This window comes from Thalassovita sp. ABM4_323, assembly GCF_056158665.1.
Genome location: NZ_JBSWTS010000007.1, coordinates 94,273 through 112,283, shown reverse-complemented (window position 1 = coordinate 112,283; position 18,011 = coordinate 94,273). Strand labels below are relative to the sequence as shown.

The following is an 18,011-nucleotide window of genomic DNA, read 5'->3' as shown; positions in this document are numbered from 1 at the left end:
CCAAGATCCTTTCCATGAAAACTTCTCTCTCATATGGGGTGCGCCGTTTGCGGGGCAAGGTGCTGATGGCGCTTCTGTCTGTGATGATGCTGTGGCCCGTTGCGGTCAGTGCGCAGCAAAAGGCGATCATGGCCTTTGGGGACAGTCTGACAGCTGGATATGGCCTGATGGATCACGAAGGTCTGGTGCCGCAGCTGCGCGATTGGCTGGCGGGGCAGGGTCAGGATGTGCGGGTGATCGACGCGGGCGTGTCCGGAGACACTACCGCAGGGGGGCTGTCGCGGATCGAATGGTCGCTGACGCGGGACATCGGCGGGATCATGGTGACGCTGGGTGGCAATGATATGCTGCGCGGGATTGATCCGGCGGCGGCACGGGCCAATCTGCGCGGGATTTTGCAGGTTGCCCAGGACAACGGGCTGGAAATTCTGGTGGTCGGTATGCCCGGTCCTGTGAACTATGGACCCGCCTATAGACAGGAATTCGAGGCCATGTACCCCGAGCTGGCCGAGGAATTCGGGGCGCTGTTCACGCCCAATTTCTTTGCCGGTCTGGGCGAGGGCACTCCGGCCGACCTGCAGCCTTTGTTCCAACCGGACGGTATTCATCCGAACGCCGAAGGTGTGGGGATGATTGTGCAGGATCTTGGGCCGCATGTTCTGGCGCTGATCCAACGGGTGCAGGCGCAGGGCGGGTCTTGAACCGGGCCGGATCGTTCATACATTCTGAACAACTGATGTATTGAGGGGGCAAAGATGCCATCCATGAAGCTTACCTGTCTGGACTGCGGGCAGGTCAATCGTATCCCGCAGGACAAGCTGCGCGCCGGCCCCAAATGCGGCACTTGCGGCGCCAAGCTGGTGGGGGGCAAGGTCGCCGAGGTTGATCTGGCCACCCTGCAAAAGGCCGCACGTAACGATGATCTGCCGCTGGTGGTGGATTTCTGGGCCCCGTGGTGCGGCCCGTGCCGGATGATGGCGCCTGAATTCTCTAAGGCCGCGGCCGAGCTGAACGGGGCCGCCCGTATGGTCAAGCTGAACACCGAGGATCACCCAAACGCCGGCGCGAAATACAACATCCGGGGAATTCCCACGATGGCCACCTTTGCCGGAGGGCGTGAACGCGCTCGTCAATCCGGTGCCCTACCGGCGGCCAATATCATTTCGTGGGTGAAGGGCGCGGTCTAACAGCCCTCCGCGCCCCGTTGACGTGGTCTAGTCGATGGACTTGGCCACGTCATACATCACGGGCTCGAAGCTTTTGCACAGATCGTTGATGGCGCGATTGCGATTGCGCATCTCTTCGGTGCGTAGCATGGCCTGAAAATCCTCGCGCCGTTCCCATTGCGAGTAATTGGCGATCCTGGTCTGCGCATCATTGACGTGCAGCCCGGCCCCGATGAATCCGGGCTGTTTCGAAATGAAGTTGTCATAAGCATCGGTCAATGCGTCCAGCAGATCCTGGCAGGTTCCGGGCGTCATCTCGAAGGTGGTGATAACGGTCTGGAACGGGTTGTCGCTTGATATCTTGGGCATTTTTTCCTCCATCCTCGGATTTCAGCCTAGCATCCGGGGCGCGCGACGCCAAAGGGGGATTTGGTTAACGGATCATTTACCAAGCTTAAGTAACACTGAACCCAAGGGAGGCGTCCCATGCGGATCGTGCTGGTGTTCCTGTTGTTCATTCTGTCGACGTCTCCCGCGCAGGCCGGGGCGTGGCAGCGCGCCAAGGGCGGTTGGTTCAGCGCTTCGTCCTGTACCTGGGGGGCAGATGGCAGTTTCCTCAGCTCTTATTACGCCGAATATGGATTGTGGGACTGGATGACGATCGGCGTTGATACGGGGATGACCTCGACGGGGGCCATCTCGGCGCTGTTTTTTACGCGTGTGCCGCTCTGGGAGTCTGACAAAGGACATCGCCTTGCGCTGGAGGTCGGGGGAGGCAACGGCGCCGGGCGACCCGTCAGCCGCACCACCTTGTCGTATGGGCGCGGAATCGCGACCCCGTATGGCGGAGGATGGATAGCCATTGATGCCATGGCCACGATCGACCTGTGGTCAGGGCTGGTCAGCTATAAGGTCGATAGCACCATCGGGGTTTCGCCCTCGGACAAGTGGAAGGCCTTCGTTCAGTTCCAAAGCGCAATCGTGCCCGAGGTTAGCAACACCCTGAAAATCGCACCCTCGGTCGTGCGCCGCCTTGGAAAACACACTCATGCCGAAATCGGGTTCAGCCAAACGGTGCTTGGCGGGCGCGGATCTGCTCTGAAACTGGCGATCTGGATGGAATTCTAAGGCATCGGAGCCGGGGACCGCAGCGGACCTGGTTGCACGGCCAGCGCGCGCGCCCTAACCTGGACACATGACGACGTCGCTGTTTCAATCCGTTGATGATCAGGCGCGGAGCCTTGCGCACCAGTTGCTGAGCGAAGCCACATTCGCGGCGTTGGCCGTGACGGATCCCGATAGCCCGGCCCCGTTTCTCAGCCGGGTGGCCCTGGCGTTGGATGCCTCTGGCACGCCGGTCTCGTTGGTGTCGCAATTGGCGCAGCATACCCGCGCCCTTCAGGCAAATCCCAACTGCGCATTGTTGTTGGGCGAGCCTGGACCCAAAGGCGATGTGTTGTCCCATCCTCGGCTGACCTATCAGGCCCAAGCCGAGTTTGTCGCATCCAACAGCCCGGCGCATGTGGAAATGGCCGCGCAATATCTGCGCAGCCATCCCAAAGCCAAGCTTTATTTATCCCTGGGGGATTTTGGATTTGTCCGGTTCCTGCCCCGCCGTGGTTTCCTGAACGGAGGTTTTGGCAAAGCGTTCCAGTTGGGACCGAAGGACCTGATCGCTTAGAAATTGTCCATGCGAACGGTCATGACCATGTCACCCGTCACAGGTTCCGAGAAATTGATCACAACCTGATCGTCATTCGACCCCTGCTCGGTTTGCACATATGGGAAATCCCAATTGTTGCTGCCAGCAGCGTTCCGGATACGGCCTTCGGCCACCAAGGAGGTCACATTGCGCGCTCGACCGTCAAAGGCCAGAATCTGGCTGCAGTCAACGGTCCAGGCATCCGCAGCCGTGTTTTGCGACACGTCCACCACCCGGGGGTTTTCGATCCCGCGGCCAATGTTGTTGAAGGTATTCCCCTTGATCAGGATGTTGCGCATCCGACCATAGTCCAGATCCGCAAAAGAGGTATCCACTCCCTCGACCCTGTCCAGGACGGTCTGCATCGACCGGAAAACATTGCCCGTGATGTTCAGACCATTGATGAAATGGTCGGCCCCATAGGGTTTGACTACGATGAACCGAGACCACGGTGCCGCGTCGATCGCCTGAAAAATGTTGTCCGAGATGTTCAAGGCGCTGAACGAAAACTCGTCTTCCTGATCTGGCTCGGCGTGGTGCTCGTTTGTCCATTCAATCGAGCAGTTGTCGATATAGTTGCCAGTGATGGTCGCGCGGTTATGCGAACTGGTCAGGATCAGTCCGGCCGTGCGCAGCCCCTCGGGTTCGTTGTCCCCCTGGAACCAATGGTTGCCAATGATGATCGAGCTGGTCCCCGCCAAAACCGCGAAATGGCGGAACTGGGTGATCCGGTTGTCGCGCAGTTTGACATCGTTTCCGTTCGCATTCAGCGCAATCACGGTCCGGTTTTGCGCCGGTGTCCCGGTCTGATCGGACAAGAACTGACAGCGGTCGATCAACATGCCCTGACAGCCTTCGCCGATGCTGGAGATCCCCCGATCCAAGGGGCGCGTCATAAAGCTGTCTTTCAGCGCAAAGATCAGCCCGGCCGGGGCCATCAGAATACCGCTGCAACGCGCATTACACTGAAATTCAATGTCCGACATGATGAACTTGGACAATTTCGTGAAACCCGAAAAATCCAGCATGTATTTGAAGCGCGTAAAGGTATAGGTCTGCGTCCCCACCGCATCATATAGCGGTTTGGAAAGGGTGATTTGCCCCAGGCTCACATTCTTGCTGCGGACATAGACTTCGCGTCCAACGCCATTCCCGGTAACCAACGAACCAACAGGGATATTGGCCACATTCCCCACATTCGACAACGTTCTGGTGTCCGAGGTCGAATAGGTCGCCACGGACGTAAAGGTTTCGGTATCCCAGTCGCTCGAGGATTCGGCGTAGAACTGGCCGTTCATGATCTGCCGGCGCGTGGCATATTCGGTGCGGTTGTTCACAGCGGCCTGCATATCGATGGGCTCGGTGATATTGATGCGCCGACCGCCCAGATCTAGGGACTTATGTCCCGCGTTGTTCAGCAGTGACTGAAACGCCTTGCGAAAGGCCAGGCCTTCGTCCCCGTCGAAGGCGTCGATATAGCTGGGCAGATCGAAGTTTTGGGTCAGGCCCAGCATGGCGGAATCCGGCATGACCAGCGTGCCCTCAAATCGAACGGGGCTTTCCATCGTCAGGGTGGAGCCCACATAATATGTCCCGTCCGAGACAAGAACCTCGCGCCCATTCGCAGCATCATCAGCGGCCTCGAAGGCGGCGGTGTCGTCGGTCACACCGTCCCCAACAGCGCCAAAGTCGCGCACGTCCACCCAGTCCATCATCTTGCGCAAAAAGACCTCGGTCACATCCTCGATCTGTATGTCGTCAATGCGGACAATACCCCCGTTCGAGCCCGTCAGGTCCAGCCCCATATGCCCGATGGCCACGGGATCGGGCCAGACGACATCCACGCCGGTCCGGTTGCCCGAGCCCACAATCGCGGTGACCTCGACCACTTGGCCATAGGTTGTCAGGTCGACAGTTGGGCCATGCCAGTTCAGGTTTGGCACAAGGGTTCCCGAGGAATCTCCGGGCCAGCCGGCAATACGCACGCTGGGCAGGTTGCCGCTAACGGCTTTGACCCGCGCCGTTATCCGCAGATAACAACCGGGGAAAAAGGGCGTGTCGCCCATATAGCGCAGTCGCTGAACCGAGTCGGTCTTTTGCAGCTCCAGACAGCCCGAAAAATCCTGGTCTGCGGGGACAAATGCCGCGTTTGTTGCACCGTCATAGGTGTCCGATCCGGGCGTCCCATATTCGCTGGACCAAACATCCAGTCCCTGCTCAAAGGGCGTGGGCATGAAGGTTACGCCATCGGTGATCGCCTTGTTCATTCCGTTTCCTTTCCACTGACCCATTCGCGCTCGTGTCGAACAGGAAAAACCGCTGTCCGGGGCCACGCCCGGGTGAGAAGGAGATAGCAAACAGAAGGTTAAAACGACCTGAGGCCACCGTGACGGTGGCCCGCAACAAAACAGGGCCGCGCTCTGTTGGCGCGGCCCTATCAAATTGAATTCGTGTGGGTTTAGCCCAGCTCTCCGGCCAGGCCCTTGTCGATCAGCGCGATGGTTTCTTCGATGCCGTAAAGCGCAATGAACCCGCCGAAACGCGGGCCTTGGCTGGCACCCAGCAGCACTTCGTACAGGGCTTTGAACCAGGCGCGCATTGGATCGAACCGCTCGCGTCCGACGCTGAACACCAGCCCTTGCAGCTCTTCTGCGTCCACAGGGCCATCCCAGGTGGCCAGCTCGTCGCGCAACTCGGTCAGGGCCTCGCGCTCCAGATCAGAGGGCGCACGGAACACTTTGGTCGGCTTCACGAAGTCATTGTAGTACCGCACGGCAAAGCCCGCAGCTTGATCCATATCGGCGTTGGTTTCGGGGCTGGCGTCCGGCGCATAGCGTTGGATGAAACCCCACATGGTTTCCTTGTCCTCGGCTCCCGAGACCGAGGCCAGGTTCAGCAGCATCCCGAAGGGCACCACCATGGTGGATTCCGGCGGATTGCCGTTGTGGATGTGCCAGACCGGGTTGTTCACCTTCTGCACCGCATCCTGCCCGGGGAAGGCCCGCAGCTGTTGGTGATACTCGTCCACCGCCTTGGGGATCACGTCGAAATGCATCCGTTTGGCCGTCTTGGGCTTCTGGTACATGAAATACGACAAAGATTCCGTGCTGGCATAGGTCAGCCATTCATCGATCGTCAGCCCGTTGCCTTTCGACTTGGAAATCTTCTCGCCGTTTTCATCCAGGAACAGCTCATAGGTGAAATGCTCGGGTTTTTTGCCGCCCAGGATCTGGCAGATGCGATCATAGATCGGCGTGTTGGTGCTGTGGTCCTTGCCGTACATTTCGAAATCCACGTCCAGCGCGGCCCATCGGGCGCCGAAATCGGGCTTCCACTGCAGTTTCACGTTGCCGCCGGTGACCGGCAGGGTCCATTCCTTGCCGTCCTCGTCGTCAAAGGTGATGGTGTAATCGTCTTTGTTCACCTCTTTCATCGGCACGTACAGAACGCGGCCGGTTTCCGGGTGGATCGGCAAGAAGATCGAGTAGGTCGCCGCCCGCTCGTCCCGCAGCGACTTCAACATCACCTTCATCACGTCGTCGTATTTTTCGACAGCGCGCTTCAGGACCTCGTCAAATTGACCGGTCTTGTAGAATTCTGTGGCCGAGTAGAACTCGTATTCAAACCCGAACGTGTCCAGGAACCGGCGCAGCATGGCGTTGTTGTGGTTGCCAAAGCTGTCATATTCGCCGAACGGATCTGGCACGGCGGTCAGCGGTTTCTGGATGTTGGCGTGCAGCAGGTCCTGGTTCGGGACGTTTTCAGGCACTTTGCGCATCCCGTCCATATCGTCCGAGAAACAGATCAGACGGGTGGGAATGTCACTGATCAGCTCGAAGGCGCGACGGACCATCGTCGTCCGCGCGACCTCGCCAAAGGTGCCGATATGCGGCAGCCCCGAGGGGCCATAGCCGGTTTCAAACAGGACATGTCCCTTTGCGGGGGGCTGTTTTTCATAGCGTTTGACCAGCTTGCGGGCTTCCTCGAAAGGCCAGGCTTTGGATTTCAATGCGGCGTCACGCAGGTCAGACATGTCTTGCTCCAACAAAATGGGTCCGCCCGCGCCCCATGCGCGGCAGACCGCCGCTTCCTATTGCGGCGGGGGGCCACAGTCAATATTCTGCACTGCGACAACGATCATCAGGACCCATGAAAATGACCGAAGAAGCCGACGTTTCCCACCCGCTAAGCCCTCAGGATTGCCTTGTGGCGTTGATGATTGCCGTTTCGGCCTCGGACGAAGAGCTGCGCACCGCCGAGTTGGTGAAAATTCAGAATGCAGTGAATCACCTGCCGGTTTTTGCAGAATATGACATCGACCGGATGAACGTCATGGGCAAAACTGTGATGGATTTGTTCGGAGAAGAGGACGGCCTGGACGCCCTTTTCGGTCTGATCCGCGACAACCTGCCGGAAAAACTGTTCGAAACCGCCTATGCGCTGGCCTGTGATGTTGCCGCAGCGGATGGCACCCTTCAGGAGACCGAACTGCGCCTGCTGGAGGAAATCCGCTATGAGCTGGAGATCGACCGTTTGCACGCCGCTGCGATCGAGCGGGGCGCACGTGCGCGCCATATCAGTCTCTGACACAGGGAATCACATCCGCGTGGCGAAGCCCTGAAATCTTTGACAGACCTGTGCGCTTGCATCATCTTGGCGGGTGATGACCAGTAAATTCGCCTGCCTTATCGGGATGTTGATGCTGCTTGTTCTGGCAGTCCCTCACCGATCTGATGCCGAGGTCCTGCAAGTGCGCGTAGACCTGTCCGAGCAGCGGATGCGGGTCTATTTGGACAACAGAAAGCTGCATTTGTGGCCGGTTTCGTCGGCGCGTCCGGGCAAGATCACGCCGGTTGGGACGTATCACCCGCAGTTCTTGTCGGCCAACCATCGCTCGAGCCTGTATAACAACGCCCCGATGCCCTGGTCTGTGTTCTTTAGGGGGCACTATGCGATCCACGGTACGAATGAAATCTCGAAGCTGGGGCAGCCCGCCTCGGCGGGCTGTATCCGGTTGCATCCGGACCATGCCAAACAGCTTTTTGCGCTCGTGCAAAGGGTCGGGAAAGAGGCAACCTATATCGTCGTTCACCCTTAGTTTGATCGATTTGACAAAAGGTGGCGAAGAAAAGGTTTTGACAAAACGCCACGTCAGCGGCACTCTGCCTGTAATTGATGCTGCGAAGTTTTTTCAATCAGAAGATGCGCTTTGATTTTGGCGCTACGAGAGAACGCAGTGCTATTTGCCGACGCTCTGCTCACGGTTCGTCGAAACAGGGTGCACCCATGGGCGCGCCCTGTTTTCATTTCGCCTCACGTTCCATAGTGCTCGGTCCAGCGTTCGATCAATTGCTGCTGCAAGACCTTCGCGCGCCGGTTCCAGCTGCGCGCGCCTTTTGGGCGTTCGCGTTGCGCCGGGGACAGAGATTTGCGCTGCGCCTGGTCCGCGGTAAAGATGACAAAAACCAACTCCGAGCCGTTCCGACGTCGCGCGAATCCAGCCAGGCTGCTGACGAAGTTCAGCGTCCCCGTCTTTGCATGAACCTTGACGGGATGGGTCTTGTTCACTTTTCCCTTGGCGTCCCTTAGCGGGATTTTCTTCAAAAGCGCCCCCAAGGCGGCCGTTTTGTGCGCCCGGATCAACAGCCGCGCCATATCTGTGGCGGACACACGCGAGGCATCCCCCAACCCGGAATGGTCCACCAGTTTGGTCTGGGTCATTCCATGCCGTTGCGCCGCCCAACGGCTCATCTCGCGGGCTGATCCACGCATTCCCATCCGCTTGCCCAACCGGGCATGGGTCGCCGCCATCCCCACCATCTCAGCAGTCAGGTTGGTCGAGTATTTCAGCATCCCCCGCAGGATCTCATCCAGCGGAGGACTGTCGTGGCGCACCAGGGTATTTCCGCCGGGCAGCGATTGCACGCTGCGTTCAGGTTTCAGCACGATGCCATGTGCACGCGCAAAGGTACGAAAAACCTGACCGGCATAGATCTCGGGGCGCCGAACGGGCAACCAGCGCGACCCCTTTTTGCCCAAGGCCCCGCTGGCCACCGTCCAGCTGTCTTTGCCGTTTTTGCTGGCATAGGTATAGACCGGCACCTTGCGCTGAACCACGGCCATCGTGGCGACCTGAACCTCGGGACGATACCGTTCCGAGCGCGCGTCCAAAGTGACTCCCCACCCCGAACTGGCCTTGGTCCATTCAAAATGCACGCGGTTATAGTTCAACGACAGGCCGGACAAAGCCGGGTTATATCCGACGTGATCCGGTTGGCTGCTGTCGATTTCAGCGGCATAGGGCACAGCCCCGCCCCACACCAGAAAATTGCCGCGTACCTCGCGCAGGCCCGTTGCCTTCAGGTCGGCCGCGATCTTGGCCAGATCGTCGGTGTCGAGCGTCGGGTCGCCCCCTCCGGCCAGGATCAGATCGCCATTCAGAATGCCGTTCTGTATTGGCCCGGTTGCAATCACGAGGGTCTGAAATCGGTGATGTGCCCCCAGATGTTCCAAGGCGTACATGGCTGTGATGGCCTTCGCGACACTGGCGGGGGGCAGGGGGGTATCCGCTTGATAACTTTCCAGTATTTCGCCGCTTTTGGGGTCGGCCAGGGCGAAAGCCACTTTTCCGCTCAGGCCCGATTTGGCGATCATCTGCGCGCTGAGTGCTGGATCGCGAAACAGCGCTGTCGGCCGCGTATGAGGGCGCAACGAAACTGCGGGCGGGTTGGCTTGCGCCGTTGGAACCGCCAGAAATGAGGCGAAAGAGCCGAGGAATAAACGTCTGGAAACTCGTCTGGTCATACCGAAATTAATACGCTCAAGAATGGCTGCGACAAGTCACAATTCCACACTTGCGTTTCCGGTCTATCGCCAATCTCCGCGCTCACGGATCTTTGTTGACGAATGATCAACCATCGGGACGTTCAGAAAACACCACTTCGGTGGCGCGCTGTGCCCAAGCAGATGACTGGCAGGTTTGCGCAGCCGGAACCTGCGAAAGACCCGCGCAGTTTTTGACGACCGAGCCGAGATCCGCTGCCCCGGTCGCGCCAGCACGCCGACAGGAACCGAGCGCATGATCTGTTGCCAATCCTGCCACTGGCTGAACTGCACCAGATTGTCCGCCCCCATCAGCCAGACAAAACGCACACCAGGATACATTGCCTGCATCCGCGCCAGAGTCTGCGCAGTATACCGGGTGCTGATCTGCGCCTCGATATCGGTGATCTTCACGCGCGGGTGCTGCATGACTTGGCGCGCATGGGCCATGCGTTTGCCCAGCTCAACGGGGCCACGCGCTTTTAGCGGATTGCCAGGGCTGACCAGCCACCAGACCTGATCCAGCCCAAAGCGTTTCAGCGCCTCGCGGGTGATATGCGCGTGACCTTCGTGGGCGGGGTCAAATGACCCGCCCAACAAGCCGATCACCTGACCGGGTCGTGCAAATGGCATGTGGTGGCGCATTCCGCTCTCCTCTGGGGGCCCTTTAGTCCCGATGCAGGGCGGAATTGTCAATGTCTCGAAGGCCTCTCAGCACGGATTGCCCCCGCGCGATGGCTCGGGTATCACAGCCGCCAACACAAGTATCACCCACCCGGAGCGACATCAGATGGCATCCTACCAGTACGTCTATCATATGCAGGGGGTCTCGAAGACCTATCCTGGCGGCAAGAAATGTTTCGAGAATATCCACCTGTCCTTTCTGCCCGGCGTGAAAATCGGTGTGGTCGGTGTCAACGGCGCCGGTAAATCGACCCTGATGAAGATCATGGCCGGTCTGGACAAGGATTTCACCGGCGAGGCCTGGGCCGCCGAGGGCGCCAAGGTTGGCTATCTGCCGCAGGAACCCGAACTGGACCCGTCGCTGGACGTGCGCGGCAACGTGATGCTGGGCGTGGCCGAGAAAAAGGCCATTCTGGATCGCTACAACGAACTGGCGATGAACTATTCGGACGAAACCGCCGAGGAAATGGCCCAGCTGCAGGATGAGATCGACAGCCAGAACCTGTGGGATCTGGACAGCCAGGTCGATGTCTCGATGGAGGCGCTGCGCTGCCCGCCCGATGATGCGGACGTGACCAAGCTGTCGGGGGGTGAAAAGCGCCGCGTGGCCCTGTGCAAGCTGCTGCTGGAAGCGCCCGACATGCTGCTGCTCGACGAACCGACCAACCACCTGGACGCGGAAACCATCGCTTGGCTGCAACAGCACCTGATCGATTACAAGGGCACCATCCTGTGCGTCACCCACGACCGCTATTTCCTGGATGACATCACCGGCTGGATTCTGGAACTGGATCGCGGCCGCGGTATCCCCTACGAGGGCAACTACTCGGCCTGGCTGGAGCAGAAAGCCAAACGGCTGGAGCAAGAGGCCCGCGAAGACAAGGCCAAGCAAAAGACGCTGGAACGCGAACTGGAATGGATGCGTGCCTCGCCCAAGGCGCGTCAGGCCAAATCCAAGGCCCGTATCAATGCCTATAACGAGATGGCCAACCAGTCCGAGCGCGAGAAGCTGTCGCGCGCCCAGATCATCATCCCCAACGGCCCGCGTCTGGGCCAGAAAGTGATCGAGGTCGAAGGTCTGGCCAAGCACCTTGGTGACAAACAGCTGATCGAGGGTCTGAATTTCAGCCTGCCGCCCGGCGGTATTGTTGGCGTGATCGGCCCCAACGGCGCGGGTAAAACCACCCTGTTCCGTATGCTGACCGGCCAGGAACAGCCCGACGAGGGCAGCGTGACCTATGGCGACACCGTGCAGCTGTCCTATGTCGATCAGTCGCGCGACGACCTGAACGACAATGACACTGTCTGGGAGGCCATCGCCGACGGTCAGGACATCATCAAACTGGGCGACGCCGAGGTGAACGCACGGGCCTATTGCTCGGCCTTCAACTTCAAGGGCGGCACCCAGCAGAAAAAGGTTTCCCTGCTGTCGGGCGGGGAACGCAACCGAGTCCACATGGCGCGCCTGCTGCGCTCGGGCGGGAACGTGCTGCTGCTCGATGAACCGACCAACGATCTGGACGTGGAAACCCTGCGCGCGCTGGAAGACGCGCTTGTCGATTTCGCCGGCTGCGCCGTGGTGATCTCGCACGATCGTTTCTTCCTCGACCGGATTTGTACCCACATCCTGGCCTTCGAGGGCGACGCCCATGTCGAATGGTTCGAGGGCAACTTCGAAGACTACGAAGAAGACAAAAAACGCCGTTTGGGCCCCGATGCATTGGAACCCACTCGGATCAAACACAAGAAATTCACGCGGTGATGGATTGGCAGTCGCTCTTAGGCTTCGTCGGGATCGGGTCGTTGCTAACGGTACTAGTCCAAGCGTGGGTTTCATCCCTGGCAACCAAGAAAGAGCGGCAGCGTTTGGAGCGCAAGGAGGCCTACTTAGGCCTCCTTGAAGCTTGGGTGCGGCAAGAAAATCTAGGTTTTTCGGACGAGACACTTCGTGACGTGGGGCATTGGGTTCTGCGGGTGGAACTGGTGGCCTCAGACCGTGTCCTTAAGGAACTACGCAACTGGGTGTCGTCTGAGCCAGGTTCACCTGATCGCTCCTTGGCGACCGAAGCTCTAAAGAATGCGATGCGCTCGGATCTGGTCTGATTTGGGTTGAAAGGTATCTGTCCACAAGTCTGGGGGCACCCGGACCGCGCCCGACCTCCCCCATGGGAGGGCGCTTCGCTTCCTCCCGAGGTCGGACGCGGTCCTGCCATTCGCGTGGAAAATATGCTACTCTACGCGTATGCTCCGCCTCATCGCCCTTTTATTCACCCTTTTGGCCGCGCCCGTTCAGGCGCAAGGCATCCCTGTGGGGCAGCTGCAATGTCAGACGACCTATGCAGGGCAGCCGTTCCAGGGCGTCATCCAGTTTCACATCATGCAACTGGCCGGAGAGGTTGGCGTGGGTAATGCTGGCGCACGGCACCAGATCCTGATGTTGGTCCGCATGGGGCGGGCGAATGAAATCCCCGGGACCCTGATGATGAATGGGCACTTCCGCAGCGCCACCGCCATTGCTGATTTCGAGGCCACGATGGGCGGCAACCAAGGCGCGGGGGCTGTTTGGATCAACGGGGCCAATCACCGGGCCACCTATGCCGATTTCTATCTGGTGCAGGGGGGCGTGATTATGGTGACCGAGGACAATCAGCGGGTCGATTACATCTGTCGGTAAACTGGGGCGCGATGCCTCACTCTCGCCACATTCGCACGTTTACCTAAGTTTAAGGATTTCGCGGTGGGATAGAGCGAAGAAGGAGGCTCACAATGGCCCTGGTTGCCCTGCTGGTGTTCAGTTTGATCGGTTTTGGTTCGGCGCTTGTCGGCTTTGTGGGGTTCGGCCTGACCTTTGGTGCTGCGCTTAGCGTCTATTTGAGCCTGTCCATCCTTGGCCCGCTCTGCGTGGTGCCGGTCGCACACGCGCTTTCGAATCTGCTGGGTCTGAACGGGCCGCACGCCGCTTCGGTCTGACGCATTTCTGCGCGACGTACATGAAAAAAGGCCGCGCAATCTGCGCGGCCTCGTCCATTTCGGAGGAAGTCGAAACAGACGTTACTGAAACGCGTTGCCCGGTTTCAGTCCCAGTTTGCGAAAGACAATCGCCGCCGGGCAGAAGCCGGTGAACGAGGATTGCAGCAGGTTGGCCCCGACAAACACGGTGAACCACACGAAGTGGGGCGAGACAAAAACAGTCAGCACAACGCTCAGCAGGACCATGATGCCTGCGAAACGGAACATGGCGCGATCGATGGACATGCGGGTTTCCTTTTTGAGTTTCGCGAACACGCGATTTAGCCTGGATTGAAGGGCATCATACGTATTCCTTAAATTGAATACAATAGAGAATTTTTCCTGACCTGCATCAAGGCGGCGGGCGCGAATCCCGGGCAGCATATGGCCATGTGAACAGGAGGATTCTCATGTACAACAACATCCTTGTCCCCGTTTCGTTTGACAGTGAACGCGATGCTAAAGGCGCTTTGGGCATTGCCCAGGCGCTCAGCGCTGACGGAGCAAAAGTCACCTTGATCCACGTGATGGAAAGCATTCCGGGGTATGCGATTTCTTACATGCCGAACGAATATGTCTCGGAATTGCGGATCGCGATCGAGAAAGAGCTGGCCGAAATGGGCGGTGATTTGCCCAACGCCCAAGCTGTCGTGATCGAAGGGCATTCTGGCCGCACCATCGTGGACTGGGCGAACGACAACGATATCGATTGCATCGTCATCGCCTCGCACCGGCCCGGCATGCAGGACCTTCTTCTTGGGTCCACCGCAGCCAATGTCGTGCGTCATGCCAAATGCGCGGTGCACGTGCTGCGCTAATGTTTTGGTGAAACCGGCAGGCGTGGTCTTGCCGGTTTCCCACGGCTGCACTTGAGCGGCGCCAGAGGCTTCCTACATCAATGGGGTCAACTTATCCCAAGGAGCCAAGCCGCCATGCAATGTCCCGTCGACGGAACCCAACTGGTTATGACCGAACGCGCCGGAGTCGAGATCGACTATTGCCCGCAATGTCGGGGCGTCTGGCTGGACCGCGGCGAGCTGGACAAGATCATCGACCGCAGCGCCACGCAAACCGCGCCGCAGCAGCCTCGGCGCCCCAAAAACCGGGACTACGATGACCGGGGCTATTCCGGCGGGTACCACAAACCCAAATACAAGAAGCGCAAAAGCATCCTCAGCGAGATTTTCGATTTCGACTAGGCTTGCGTCCCCGTAGGCACAGAAAAAACGACGTGGTCCCCCTCTGGGGGGCTTTCCCATGTCCAAGCCCATTGACCACCGCGCGATTCCGCATCATATCGCTGATCCATGACCGACCTGAAGCACATCCGCAATTTCTCGATTGTTGCCCATATCGACCATGGGAAATCCACCCTGGCCGACCGCCTGATTCAGTCCACCAACACGGTGGCCGATCGGGATATGAAGGAGCAACTGCTGGACAGCATGGATATCGAGCGCGAGCGCGGTATCACCATCAAGGCCAACACCGTGCGTATCGACTACACGGCGCAGGACGGTGAAACCTATGTGCTGAACCTGATCGACACCCCCGGTCACGTGGACTTTGCCTATGAGGTCAGCCGCTCGATGCGTGCGGTCGAAGGATCTTTGCTGGTGGTGGACGCGTCCCAGGGCGTCGAGGCGCAGACGCTGGCGAACGTCTATACGGCCATCGAGGCTGATCACGAAATCGTGCCCGTTCTGAACAAGGTCGACCTGCCCGCCGCCGAGCCCGAGCGTGTGGCCGAGCAGATCGAGGATGTGATCGGTATTGATGCCTCAGACGCCTGCCTGATCTCGGCAAAAACCGGCATCGGCATCCCCGATGTGCTGGAGGCCATCGTGACCCGTCTGCCCGCGCCGCATGAGGGTGACCCAGACGCGCCCCTGAAGGCGATGCTCGTGGACAGCTGGTACGATCCCTATCTGGGCGTGGTCGTTCTGATCCGCGTGATGGACGGCAAGCTGAAAAAGGGCGACCAGATCCGCATGATGCAGACTGGCGCCAAATACGGTGTCGACCGTGTGGGCGTATTCCGTCCGCAGATGGAAAACGTGGACGCGCTGGGCCCGGGCGAGATCGGCTTTATCACCGCCTCGATCAAGCAGGTGCGCGACACCAAGGTGGGCGACACGATCACCCATGAAAAACGCCAGACCTCTGACCCGCTGGAAGGCTTTAAACCCTCGGTGCCCGTAGTGTTCTGTGGTCTCTTCCCCGTGGATTCGGCGGAATTCGAAGACCTGCGCGACGCGATTGAAAAACTGGCGCTGAACGATGCCTCTTTCAGCTTTGAAATGGAAACCTCGGCCGCGCTGGGCTTTGGCTTCCGCTGTGGCTTCTTGGGTTTGCTGCACCTCGAAGTGATCCGCGACCGGATTGAACGCGAATACAACATTGAACTCATCACCACCGCGCCCAGCGTGATCTATCACGTCTTCATGAAAGACGGCGAAATGATCGAGCTGCACAACCCCGCCGACATGCCCGACCTGTCCAAGGTCGACCACCTGGAAGAGCCGCGCATCAAGGCCACCATCATGGTGCCCGACGAATATCTGGGCGACGTGCTGAAACTGTGTCAGGACCGCCGCGGTATCCAAGAGGATCTGACCTATGCCGGCACCCGCGCGATGGTCGTCTATGATCTGCCGTTGAACGAGGTGGTGTTTGATTTCTACGACCGTCTGAAATCGGTGACCAAAGGCTATGCGTCCTTCGATTACCAGATGACCGGCTATCGCGAAGACAACCTGGTGAAAATGTCGATCCTGGTGAACGAAGAGCCCGTGGACGCGCTGTCGGTCATGGTGCACCGCGACCGCGCCGAAATGCGGGGCCGGGCAATGTGCGAAAAGCTCAAGGATCTGATCCCGCGCCACATGTTCAAAATCCCGATCCAGGCCGCGATTGGCGGCAAGGTGATCGCTCGTGAAACCTTGGCTGCGTTGCGCAAGGACGTGACCGCGAAATGTTACGGCGGCGACGCGACCCGGAAAAAGAAACTGCTGGAAAAGCAGAAGGCCGGTAAGAAAAAGATGCGTCAGTTCGGTCGCGTGGACATCCCGCAAGAGGCCTTTATCTCGGCCCTGAAAATGGACGATTGATCCCCAAGCCGCCCCATCGTTGGGCGGCTTTTTTACATCTTGGGAACATAATGTAAAAGGTCTTCACATTCGTGTCGCAAAGGCCTAGCATACGGTCAGTGACATTGATCGGAGGCCGGTATGCCCACACATTACTCACGAATTCAGATCGCCCTGCACTGGGTGGTTTTCCTGCTTATCGCATTTCAGTTCGTCGCACACGAGGCGATGGAGGAAGCTTGGGAAGTGATCGAGAAGGGGGGCACAGCTGCGCCCTCGACCATGGCCTGGGCGCATGTTGGTGCCGGGATGCTGGTGTTGGCTTTGGCCGTCTGGCGCTTGGCGTTGCGCCTGACCCGCGGGGTGCCACCGCTGCCCAAAGAAGAGCCACCGATGATGAAGATGGCCGCGCATGTGACGCACTGGGCGCTCTATGCGATGATGATCCTGTTGCCGATTGGCGGCGGGATGGCGTGGTTTGGCGGGCTTGAGTTTGCCGCTGAAATGCACGGCACCTTTGCACCTATTCTAATGGCGCTGTTCCTGCTGCACGTCGCGGGCGCGCTGTATCATCAGTTCGTGCTGAAAACCAATCTGATGGACCGGATGCGCACACCGGGCTAAGCCCAAACGCAGAGGGGCGCCCCGAATGGGGCGCCCCTTTTCTTGTGATCTCAAAGGCTTATGCACATTCCAGCAGCAGGGTACCCGCGCCGGTGTTCGAGATCGGGATGTGGTAGTTACGGGTCACTTCGGTGACATTGTCACCCAGCGCGCCGCGCATCATCATCCACATCAGGAATTCGGTGCCCTGGGCGCCCGCCTTCTCGACCAGCTCCATCCGAGTGATCTTGGTCAGCTCTTCGGGGTTGTGGGCGATGTTGTTCAGGCAGTACTGGTCGAACTCTTTGTTGATGAAACCCGCGCGCTCGCCGTCCAGCTGGTGGCTCAGACCGCCGGTGCCCAGAACGACCACTTTCAGGTCCTCGGGGAAGCTTTCGATGCCTTTGCGCAGGGCCTTGCCGAAATCCAGGGCGCGTTTCAGCGTCGGAATCGGGTGCTGCACGGTGTTGGCCGAGATCGGGATCGCCTTGGGCAGGTCCTCGTTGTGGGGCGCGCCGGGCCAGAACAGCTGCATCGGAACCACGAAGCCGTGGTCGACGGGCAGTTCCTGACACGAGGTGATGTCGAACTCGTCCGACACCATCGATTCAATGATGTGCCAGCTCAGCTCGGGGTGACCAGGGAAGGGATCCAGCTCGGGCAGGCCCCAGCCTTCGTCTTCGTTCTTGTATTCGTGGGCCGCGCCGATCGCAAAGGTCGGCATCTGGTCCAGGAAAAAGCCCAGGCCGTGGTCGTTGTAGATGTTCACGACGACGTCGGGTTTGTTGTCTTTGATCCACTGGTGAACCTTGGGATAACCGTCAAAGAACGGTTTCCAATAGGGATCGTCATACAGTTCCTGCTGGATGGCGTTGCCAACGGCGGGGATGTGCGAGGTGGTGATACCGCCAAGAATTTTTGCCATTGTCGTATCTC

The 18,011-nt window shown here is 59.0% G+C and carries 20 protein-coding genes; 13 read left to right on the top strand and 7 right to left on the bottom strand.

The genetic code is table 11. The features are described from left to right. The first annotated feature begins 14 nt into the window (after nucleotides 1-14). Nucleotides 15-701 carry an arylesterase gene (locus ACXADQ_RS02805; protein WP_475315086.1) on the top strand — a complete coding sequence of 229 codons (687 nt, stop codon included), beginning with the start codon at nucleotides 15-17 and terminating at the stop codon, nucleotides 699-701. 54 nt (nucleotides 702-755) lie between these two features. Beyond that, entirely contained in the window at nucleotides 756-1,187 is a 432-nt protein-coding gene (gene trxC / locus ACXADQ_RS02800; RefSeq protein WP_475315082.1) for a thioredoxin TrxC, read from the top strand. Nucleotides 1,188-1,214: 27 nt separating this feature from the next. Here the strand turns inward: trxC and ACXADQ_RS02795 are convergent, their stop codons facing one another. Further along, nucleotides 1,215-1,535, bottom strand: coding sequence for an antibiotic biosynthesis monooxygenase family protein (locus ACXADQ_RS02795; RefSeq protein ID WP_475315078.1), 321 nt, complete (start codon nucleotides 1,533-1,535; stop codon nucleotides 1,215-1,217). A gap of 117 nt (nucleotides 1,536-1,652) precedes the next feature. On the opposite strand from ACXADQ_RS02795, the gene ACXADQ_RS02790 reads away from it, so the two are divergent. Together ACXADQ_RS02790 and ACXADQ_RS02785 are read left to right on the top strand one after the other, a co-directional pair. Beyond that, nucleotides 1,653-2,294 carry a hypothetical protein gene (locus tag ACXADQ_RS02790; RefSeq protein WP_475315075.1) on the top strand — a complete coding sequence of 214 codons (642 nt, stop codon included), beginning with the start codon at nucleotides 1,653-1,655 and terminating at the stop codon, nucleotides 2,292-2,294. Between the two features lie 67 nt (nucleotides 2,295-2,361). Beyond that, a complete protein-coding gene (locus ACXADQ_RS02785; protein ID WP_475315071.1) occupies nucleotides 2,362-2,847 on the top strand; it encodes a HugZ family pyridoxamine 5'-phosphate oxidase in 486 nt (161 codons plus the stop codon). Here ACXADQ_RS02785 and ACXADQ_RS02780 read toward each other — a convergent pair. Together ACXADQ_RS02780 and ACXADQ_RS02775 are read right to left on the bottom strand one after the other, a co-directional pair. Next, complete coding sequence (locus ACXADQ_RS02780) at nucleotides 2,844-5,135, bottom strand: glycosyl hydrolase family 28-related protein (protein ID WP_475315068.1); 2,292 nt, start codon at nucleotides 5,133-5,135, stop codon at nucleotides 2,844-2,846. The genes ACXADQ_RS02785 and ACXADQ_RS02780 overlap by 4 nt on opposite strands. Before the next feature lie 191 nt (nucleotides 5,136-5,326). Next, nucleotides 5,327-6,901 (bottom strand): lysine--tRNA ligase, encoded by a 1,575-nt coding sequence (locus ACXADQ_RS02775; RefSeq protein ID WP_475315064.1) that lies wholly within the window; start codon nucleotides 6,899-6,901, stop codon nucleotides 5,327-5,329. A 122-nt stretch (nucleotides 6,902-7,023) separates the two neighbouring features. Between ACXADQ_RS02775 and ACXADQ_RS02770 the strand changes: the two genes are divergently transcribed. After that, nucleotides 7,024-7,455 (top strand): tellurite resistance TerB family protein, encoded by a 432-nt coding sequence (locus ACXADQ_RS02770; RefSeq protein WP_475315059.1) that lies wholly within the window; start codon nucleotides 7,024-7,026, stop codon nucleotides 7,453-7,455. Nucleotides 7,456-7,531: 76 nt separating this feature from the next. Next, a complete protein-coding gene (locus ACXADQ_RS02765; RefSeq protein ID WP_475315055.1) occupies nucleotides 7,532-7,966 on the top strand; it encodes a L,D-transpeptidase in 435 nt (144 codons plus the stop codon). A 215-nt stretch (nucleotides 7,967-8,181) separates the two neighbouring features. Here ACXADQ_RS02765 and dacB read toward each other — a convergent pair whose 3' ends face one another. Continuing rightward, the gene (gene dacB, locus ACXADQ_RS02760; protein WP_475315052.1) at nucleotides 8,182-9,522 is read right to left on the bottom strand and encodes a D-alanyl-D-alanine carboxypeptidase/D-alanyl-D-alanine endopeptidase; all 1,341 of its coding nucleotides are present in this window, start codon (nucleotides 9,520-9,522) and stop codon (nucleotides 8,182-8,184) included. Between the two features lie 213 nt (nucleotides 9,523-9,735). After that, nucleotides 9,736-10,335 (bottom strand): nicotinate-nucleotide adenylyltransferase, encoded by a 600-nt coding sequence (locus tag ACXADQ_RS02755; protein ID WP_475315048.1) that lies wholly within the window; start codon nucleotides 10,333-10,335, stop codon nucleotides 9,736-9,738. A 145-nt stretch (nucleotides 10,336-10,480) separates the two neighbouring features. Here ACXADQ_RS02755 and ettA point away from each other — a divergent pair, with 145 nt between their 5' ends. The 3 genes from ettA (at nucleotide 10,481) to ACXADQ_RS02740 (ending at nucleotide 13,344) form a co-directional block, all read left to right on the top strand. After that, nucleotides 10,481-12,136 carry an energy-dependent translational throttle protein EttA gene (gene ettA, locus ACXADQ_RS02750; protein ID WP_475315044.1) on the top strand — a complete coding sequence of 552 codons (1,656 nt, stop codon included), beginning with the start codon at nucleotides 10,481-10,483 and terminating at the stop codon, nucleotides 12,134-12,136. Nucleotides 12,137-12,616: 480 nt separating this feature from the next. Next, the gene (locus ACXADQ_RS02745; RefSeq protein ID WP_475315039.1) at nucleotides 12,617-13,048 is read left to right on the top strand and encodes a hypothetical protein; all 432 of its coding nucleotides are present in this window, start codon (nucleotides 12,617-12,619) and stop codon (nucleotides 13,046-13,048) included. Nucleotides 13,049-13,140: 92 nt separating this feature from the next. Then, entirely contained in the window at nucleotides 13,141-13,344 is a 204-nt protein-coding gene (locus ACXADQ_RS02740; RefSeq protein WP_475315035.1) for a hypothetical protein, read from the top strand. An 81-nt stretch (nucleotides 13,345-13,425) separates the two neighbouring features. Here the strand turns inward: ACXADQ_RS02740 and ACXADQ_RS02735 are convergent, their stop codons facing one another. Next, the gene (locus ACXADQ_RS02735) at nucleotides 13,426-13,629 is read right to left on the bottom strand and encodes a YgaP family membrane protein (RefSeq protein ID WP_475315030.1); all 204 of its coding nucleotides are present in this window, start codon (nucleotides 13,627-13,629) and stop codon (nucleotides 13,426-13,428) included. Nucleotides 13,630-13,793: 164 nt separating this feature from the next. Here ACXADQ_RS02735 and ACXADQ_RS02730 point away from each other — a divergent pair, with 164 nt between their 5' ends. The 4 genes from ACXADQ_RS02730 to ACXADQ_RS02715 all read left to right on the top strand — a co-directional run bounded on the left by ACXADQ_RS02730 (nucleotide 13,794) and on the right by ACXADQ_RS02715 (nucleotide 17,096). After that, nucleotides 13,794-14,201 (top strand): universal stress protein, encoded by a 408-nt coding sequence (locus ACXADQ_RS02730; RefSeq protein WP_475315026.1) that lies wholly within the window; start codon nucleotides 13,794-13,796, stop codon nucleotides 14,199-14,201. A gap of 114 nt (nucleotides 14,202-14,315) precedes the next feature. Then, nucleotides 14,316-14,582, top strand: a complete 267-nt coding sequence (locus ACXADQ_RS02725; protein WP_475315023.1) for a TFIIB-type zinc ribbon-containing protein — start codon at nucleotides 14,316-14,318, stop codon at nucleotides 14,580-14,582. A gap of 108 nt (nucleotides 14,583-14,690) precedes the next feature. Continuing rightward, the gene (lepA, locus tag ACXADQ_RS02720; protein ID WP_475315018.1) at nucleotides 14,691-16,493 is read left to right on the top strand and encodes a translation elongation factor 4; all 1,803 of its coding nucleotides are present in this window, start codon (nucleotides 14,691-14,693) and stop codon (nucleotides 16,491-16,493) included. 120 nt (nucleotides 16,494-16,613) lie between these two features. After that, a complete protein-coding gene (locus ACXADQ_RS02715; RefSeq protein WP_475315014.1) occupies nucleotides 16,614-17,096 on the top strand; it encodes a cytochrome b in 483 nt (160 codons plus the stop codon). 58 nt (nucleotides 17,097-17,154) lie between these two features. On the opposite strand, the gene ACXADQ_RS02710 is transcribed toward ACXADQ_RS02715, so the two are convergent. Further along, nucleotides 17,155-18,000: a class III extradiol dioxygenase family protein gene (locus ACXADQ_RS02710; RefSeq protein WP_475315011.1), complete on the bottom strand. Its 846-nt coding sequence runs from the start codon at nucleotides 17,998-18,000 to the stop codon at nucleotides 17,155-17,157. Nucleotides 18,001-18,011 lie beyond the last annotated feature (11 nt).

Excerpts from the sequence above, each read along its gene's own strand:
- ACXADQ_RS02780 (WP_475315068.1), bottom strand. The coding sequence starts at position 5,135 with ATGAACAAGGCGATCACCGATGGCGTAACCTTCATGCCCACGCCCTTT.
- ACXADQ_RS02740 (WP_475315035.1), top strand. The coding sequence starts at position 13,141 with ATGGCCCTGGTTGCCCTGCTGGTGTTCAGTTTGATCGGTTTTGGTTCG.
- ACXADQ_RS02725 (WP_475315023.1), top strand. The coding sequence starts at position 14,316 with ATGCAATGTCCCGTCGACGGAACCCAACTGGTTATGACCGAACGCGCC.
- ACXADQ_RS02745 (WP_475315039.1), top strand. The coding sequence starts at position 12,617 with ATGCTCCGCCTCATCGCCCTTTTATTCACCCTTTTGGCCGCGCCCGTT.
- ACXADQ_RS02710 (WP_475315011.1), bottom strand. The coding sequence starts at position 18,000 with ATGGCAAAAATTCTTGGCGGTATCACCACCTCGCACATCCCCGCCGTT.
- trxC (WP_475315082.1), top strand. The coding sequence starts at position 756 with ATGCCATCCATGAAGCTTACCTGTCTGGACTGCGGGCAGGTCAATCGT.
- ACXADQ_RS02805 (WP_475315086.1), top strand. The coding sequence starts at position 15 with ATGAAAACTTCTCTCTCATATGGGGTGCGCCGTTTGCGGGGCAAGGTG.
- ACXADQ_RS02765 (WP_475315055.1), top strand. The coding sequence starts at position 7,532 with ATGACCAGTAAATTCGCCTGCCTTATCGGGATGTTGATGCTGCTTGTT.
- ACXADQ_RS02715 (WP_475315014.1), top strand. The coding sequence starts at position 16,614 with ATGCCCACACATTACTCACGAATTCAGATCGCCCTGCACTGGGTGGTT.
- ACXADQ_RS02790 (WP_475315075.1), top strand. The coding sequence starts at position 1,653 with ATGCGGATCGTGCTGGTGTTCCTGTTGTTCATTCTGTCGACGTCTCCC.
- dacB (WP_475315052.1), bottom strand. The coding sequence starts at position 9,522 with ATGATCGCCAAATCGGGCCTGAGCGGAAAAGTGGCTTTCGCCCTGGCC.
- ettA (WP_475315044.1), top strand. The coding sequence starts at position 10,481 with ATGGCATCCTACCAGTACGTCTATCATATGCAGGGGGTCTCGAAGACC.
- ACXADQ_RS02775 (WP_475315064.1), bottom strand. The coding sequence starts at position 6,901 with ATGTCTGACCTGCGTGACGCCGCATTGAAATCCAAAGCCTGGCCTTTC.
- lepA (WP_475315018.1), top strand. The coding sequence starts at position 14,691 with ATGACCGACCTGAAGCACATCCGCAATTTCTCGATTGTTGCCCATATC.
- ACXADQ_RS02735 (WP_475315030.1), bottom strand. The coding sequence starts at position 13,629 with ATGTCCATCGATCGCGCCATGTTCCGTTTCGCAGGCATCATGGTCCTG.
- ACXADQ_RS02795 (WP_475315078.1), bottom strand. The coding sequence starts at position 1,535 with ATGCCCAAGATATCAAGCGACAACCCGTTCCAGACCGTTATCACCACC.
- ACXADQ_RS02785 (WP_475315071.1), top strand. The coding sequence starts at position 2,362 with ATGACGACGTCGCTGTTTCAATCCGTTGATGATCAGGCGCGGAGCCTT.
- ACXADQ_RS02770 (WP_475315059.1), top strand. The coding sequence starts at position 7,024 with ATGACCGAAGAAGCCGACGTTTCCCACCCGCTAAGCCCTCAGGATTGC.
- ACXADQ_RS02730 (WP_475315026.1), top strand. The coding sequence starts at position 13,794 with ATGTACAACAACATCCTTGTCCCCGTTTCGTTTGACAGTGAACGCGAT.
- ACXADQ_RS02755 (WP_475315048.1), bottom strand. The coding sequence starts at position 10,335 with ATGCGCCACCACATGCCATTTGCACGACCCGGTCAGGTGATCGGCTTG.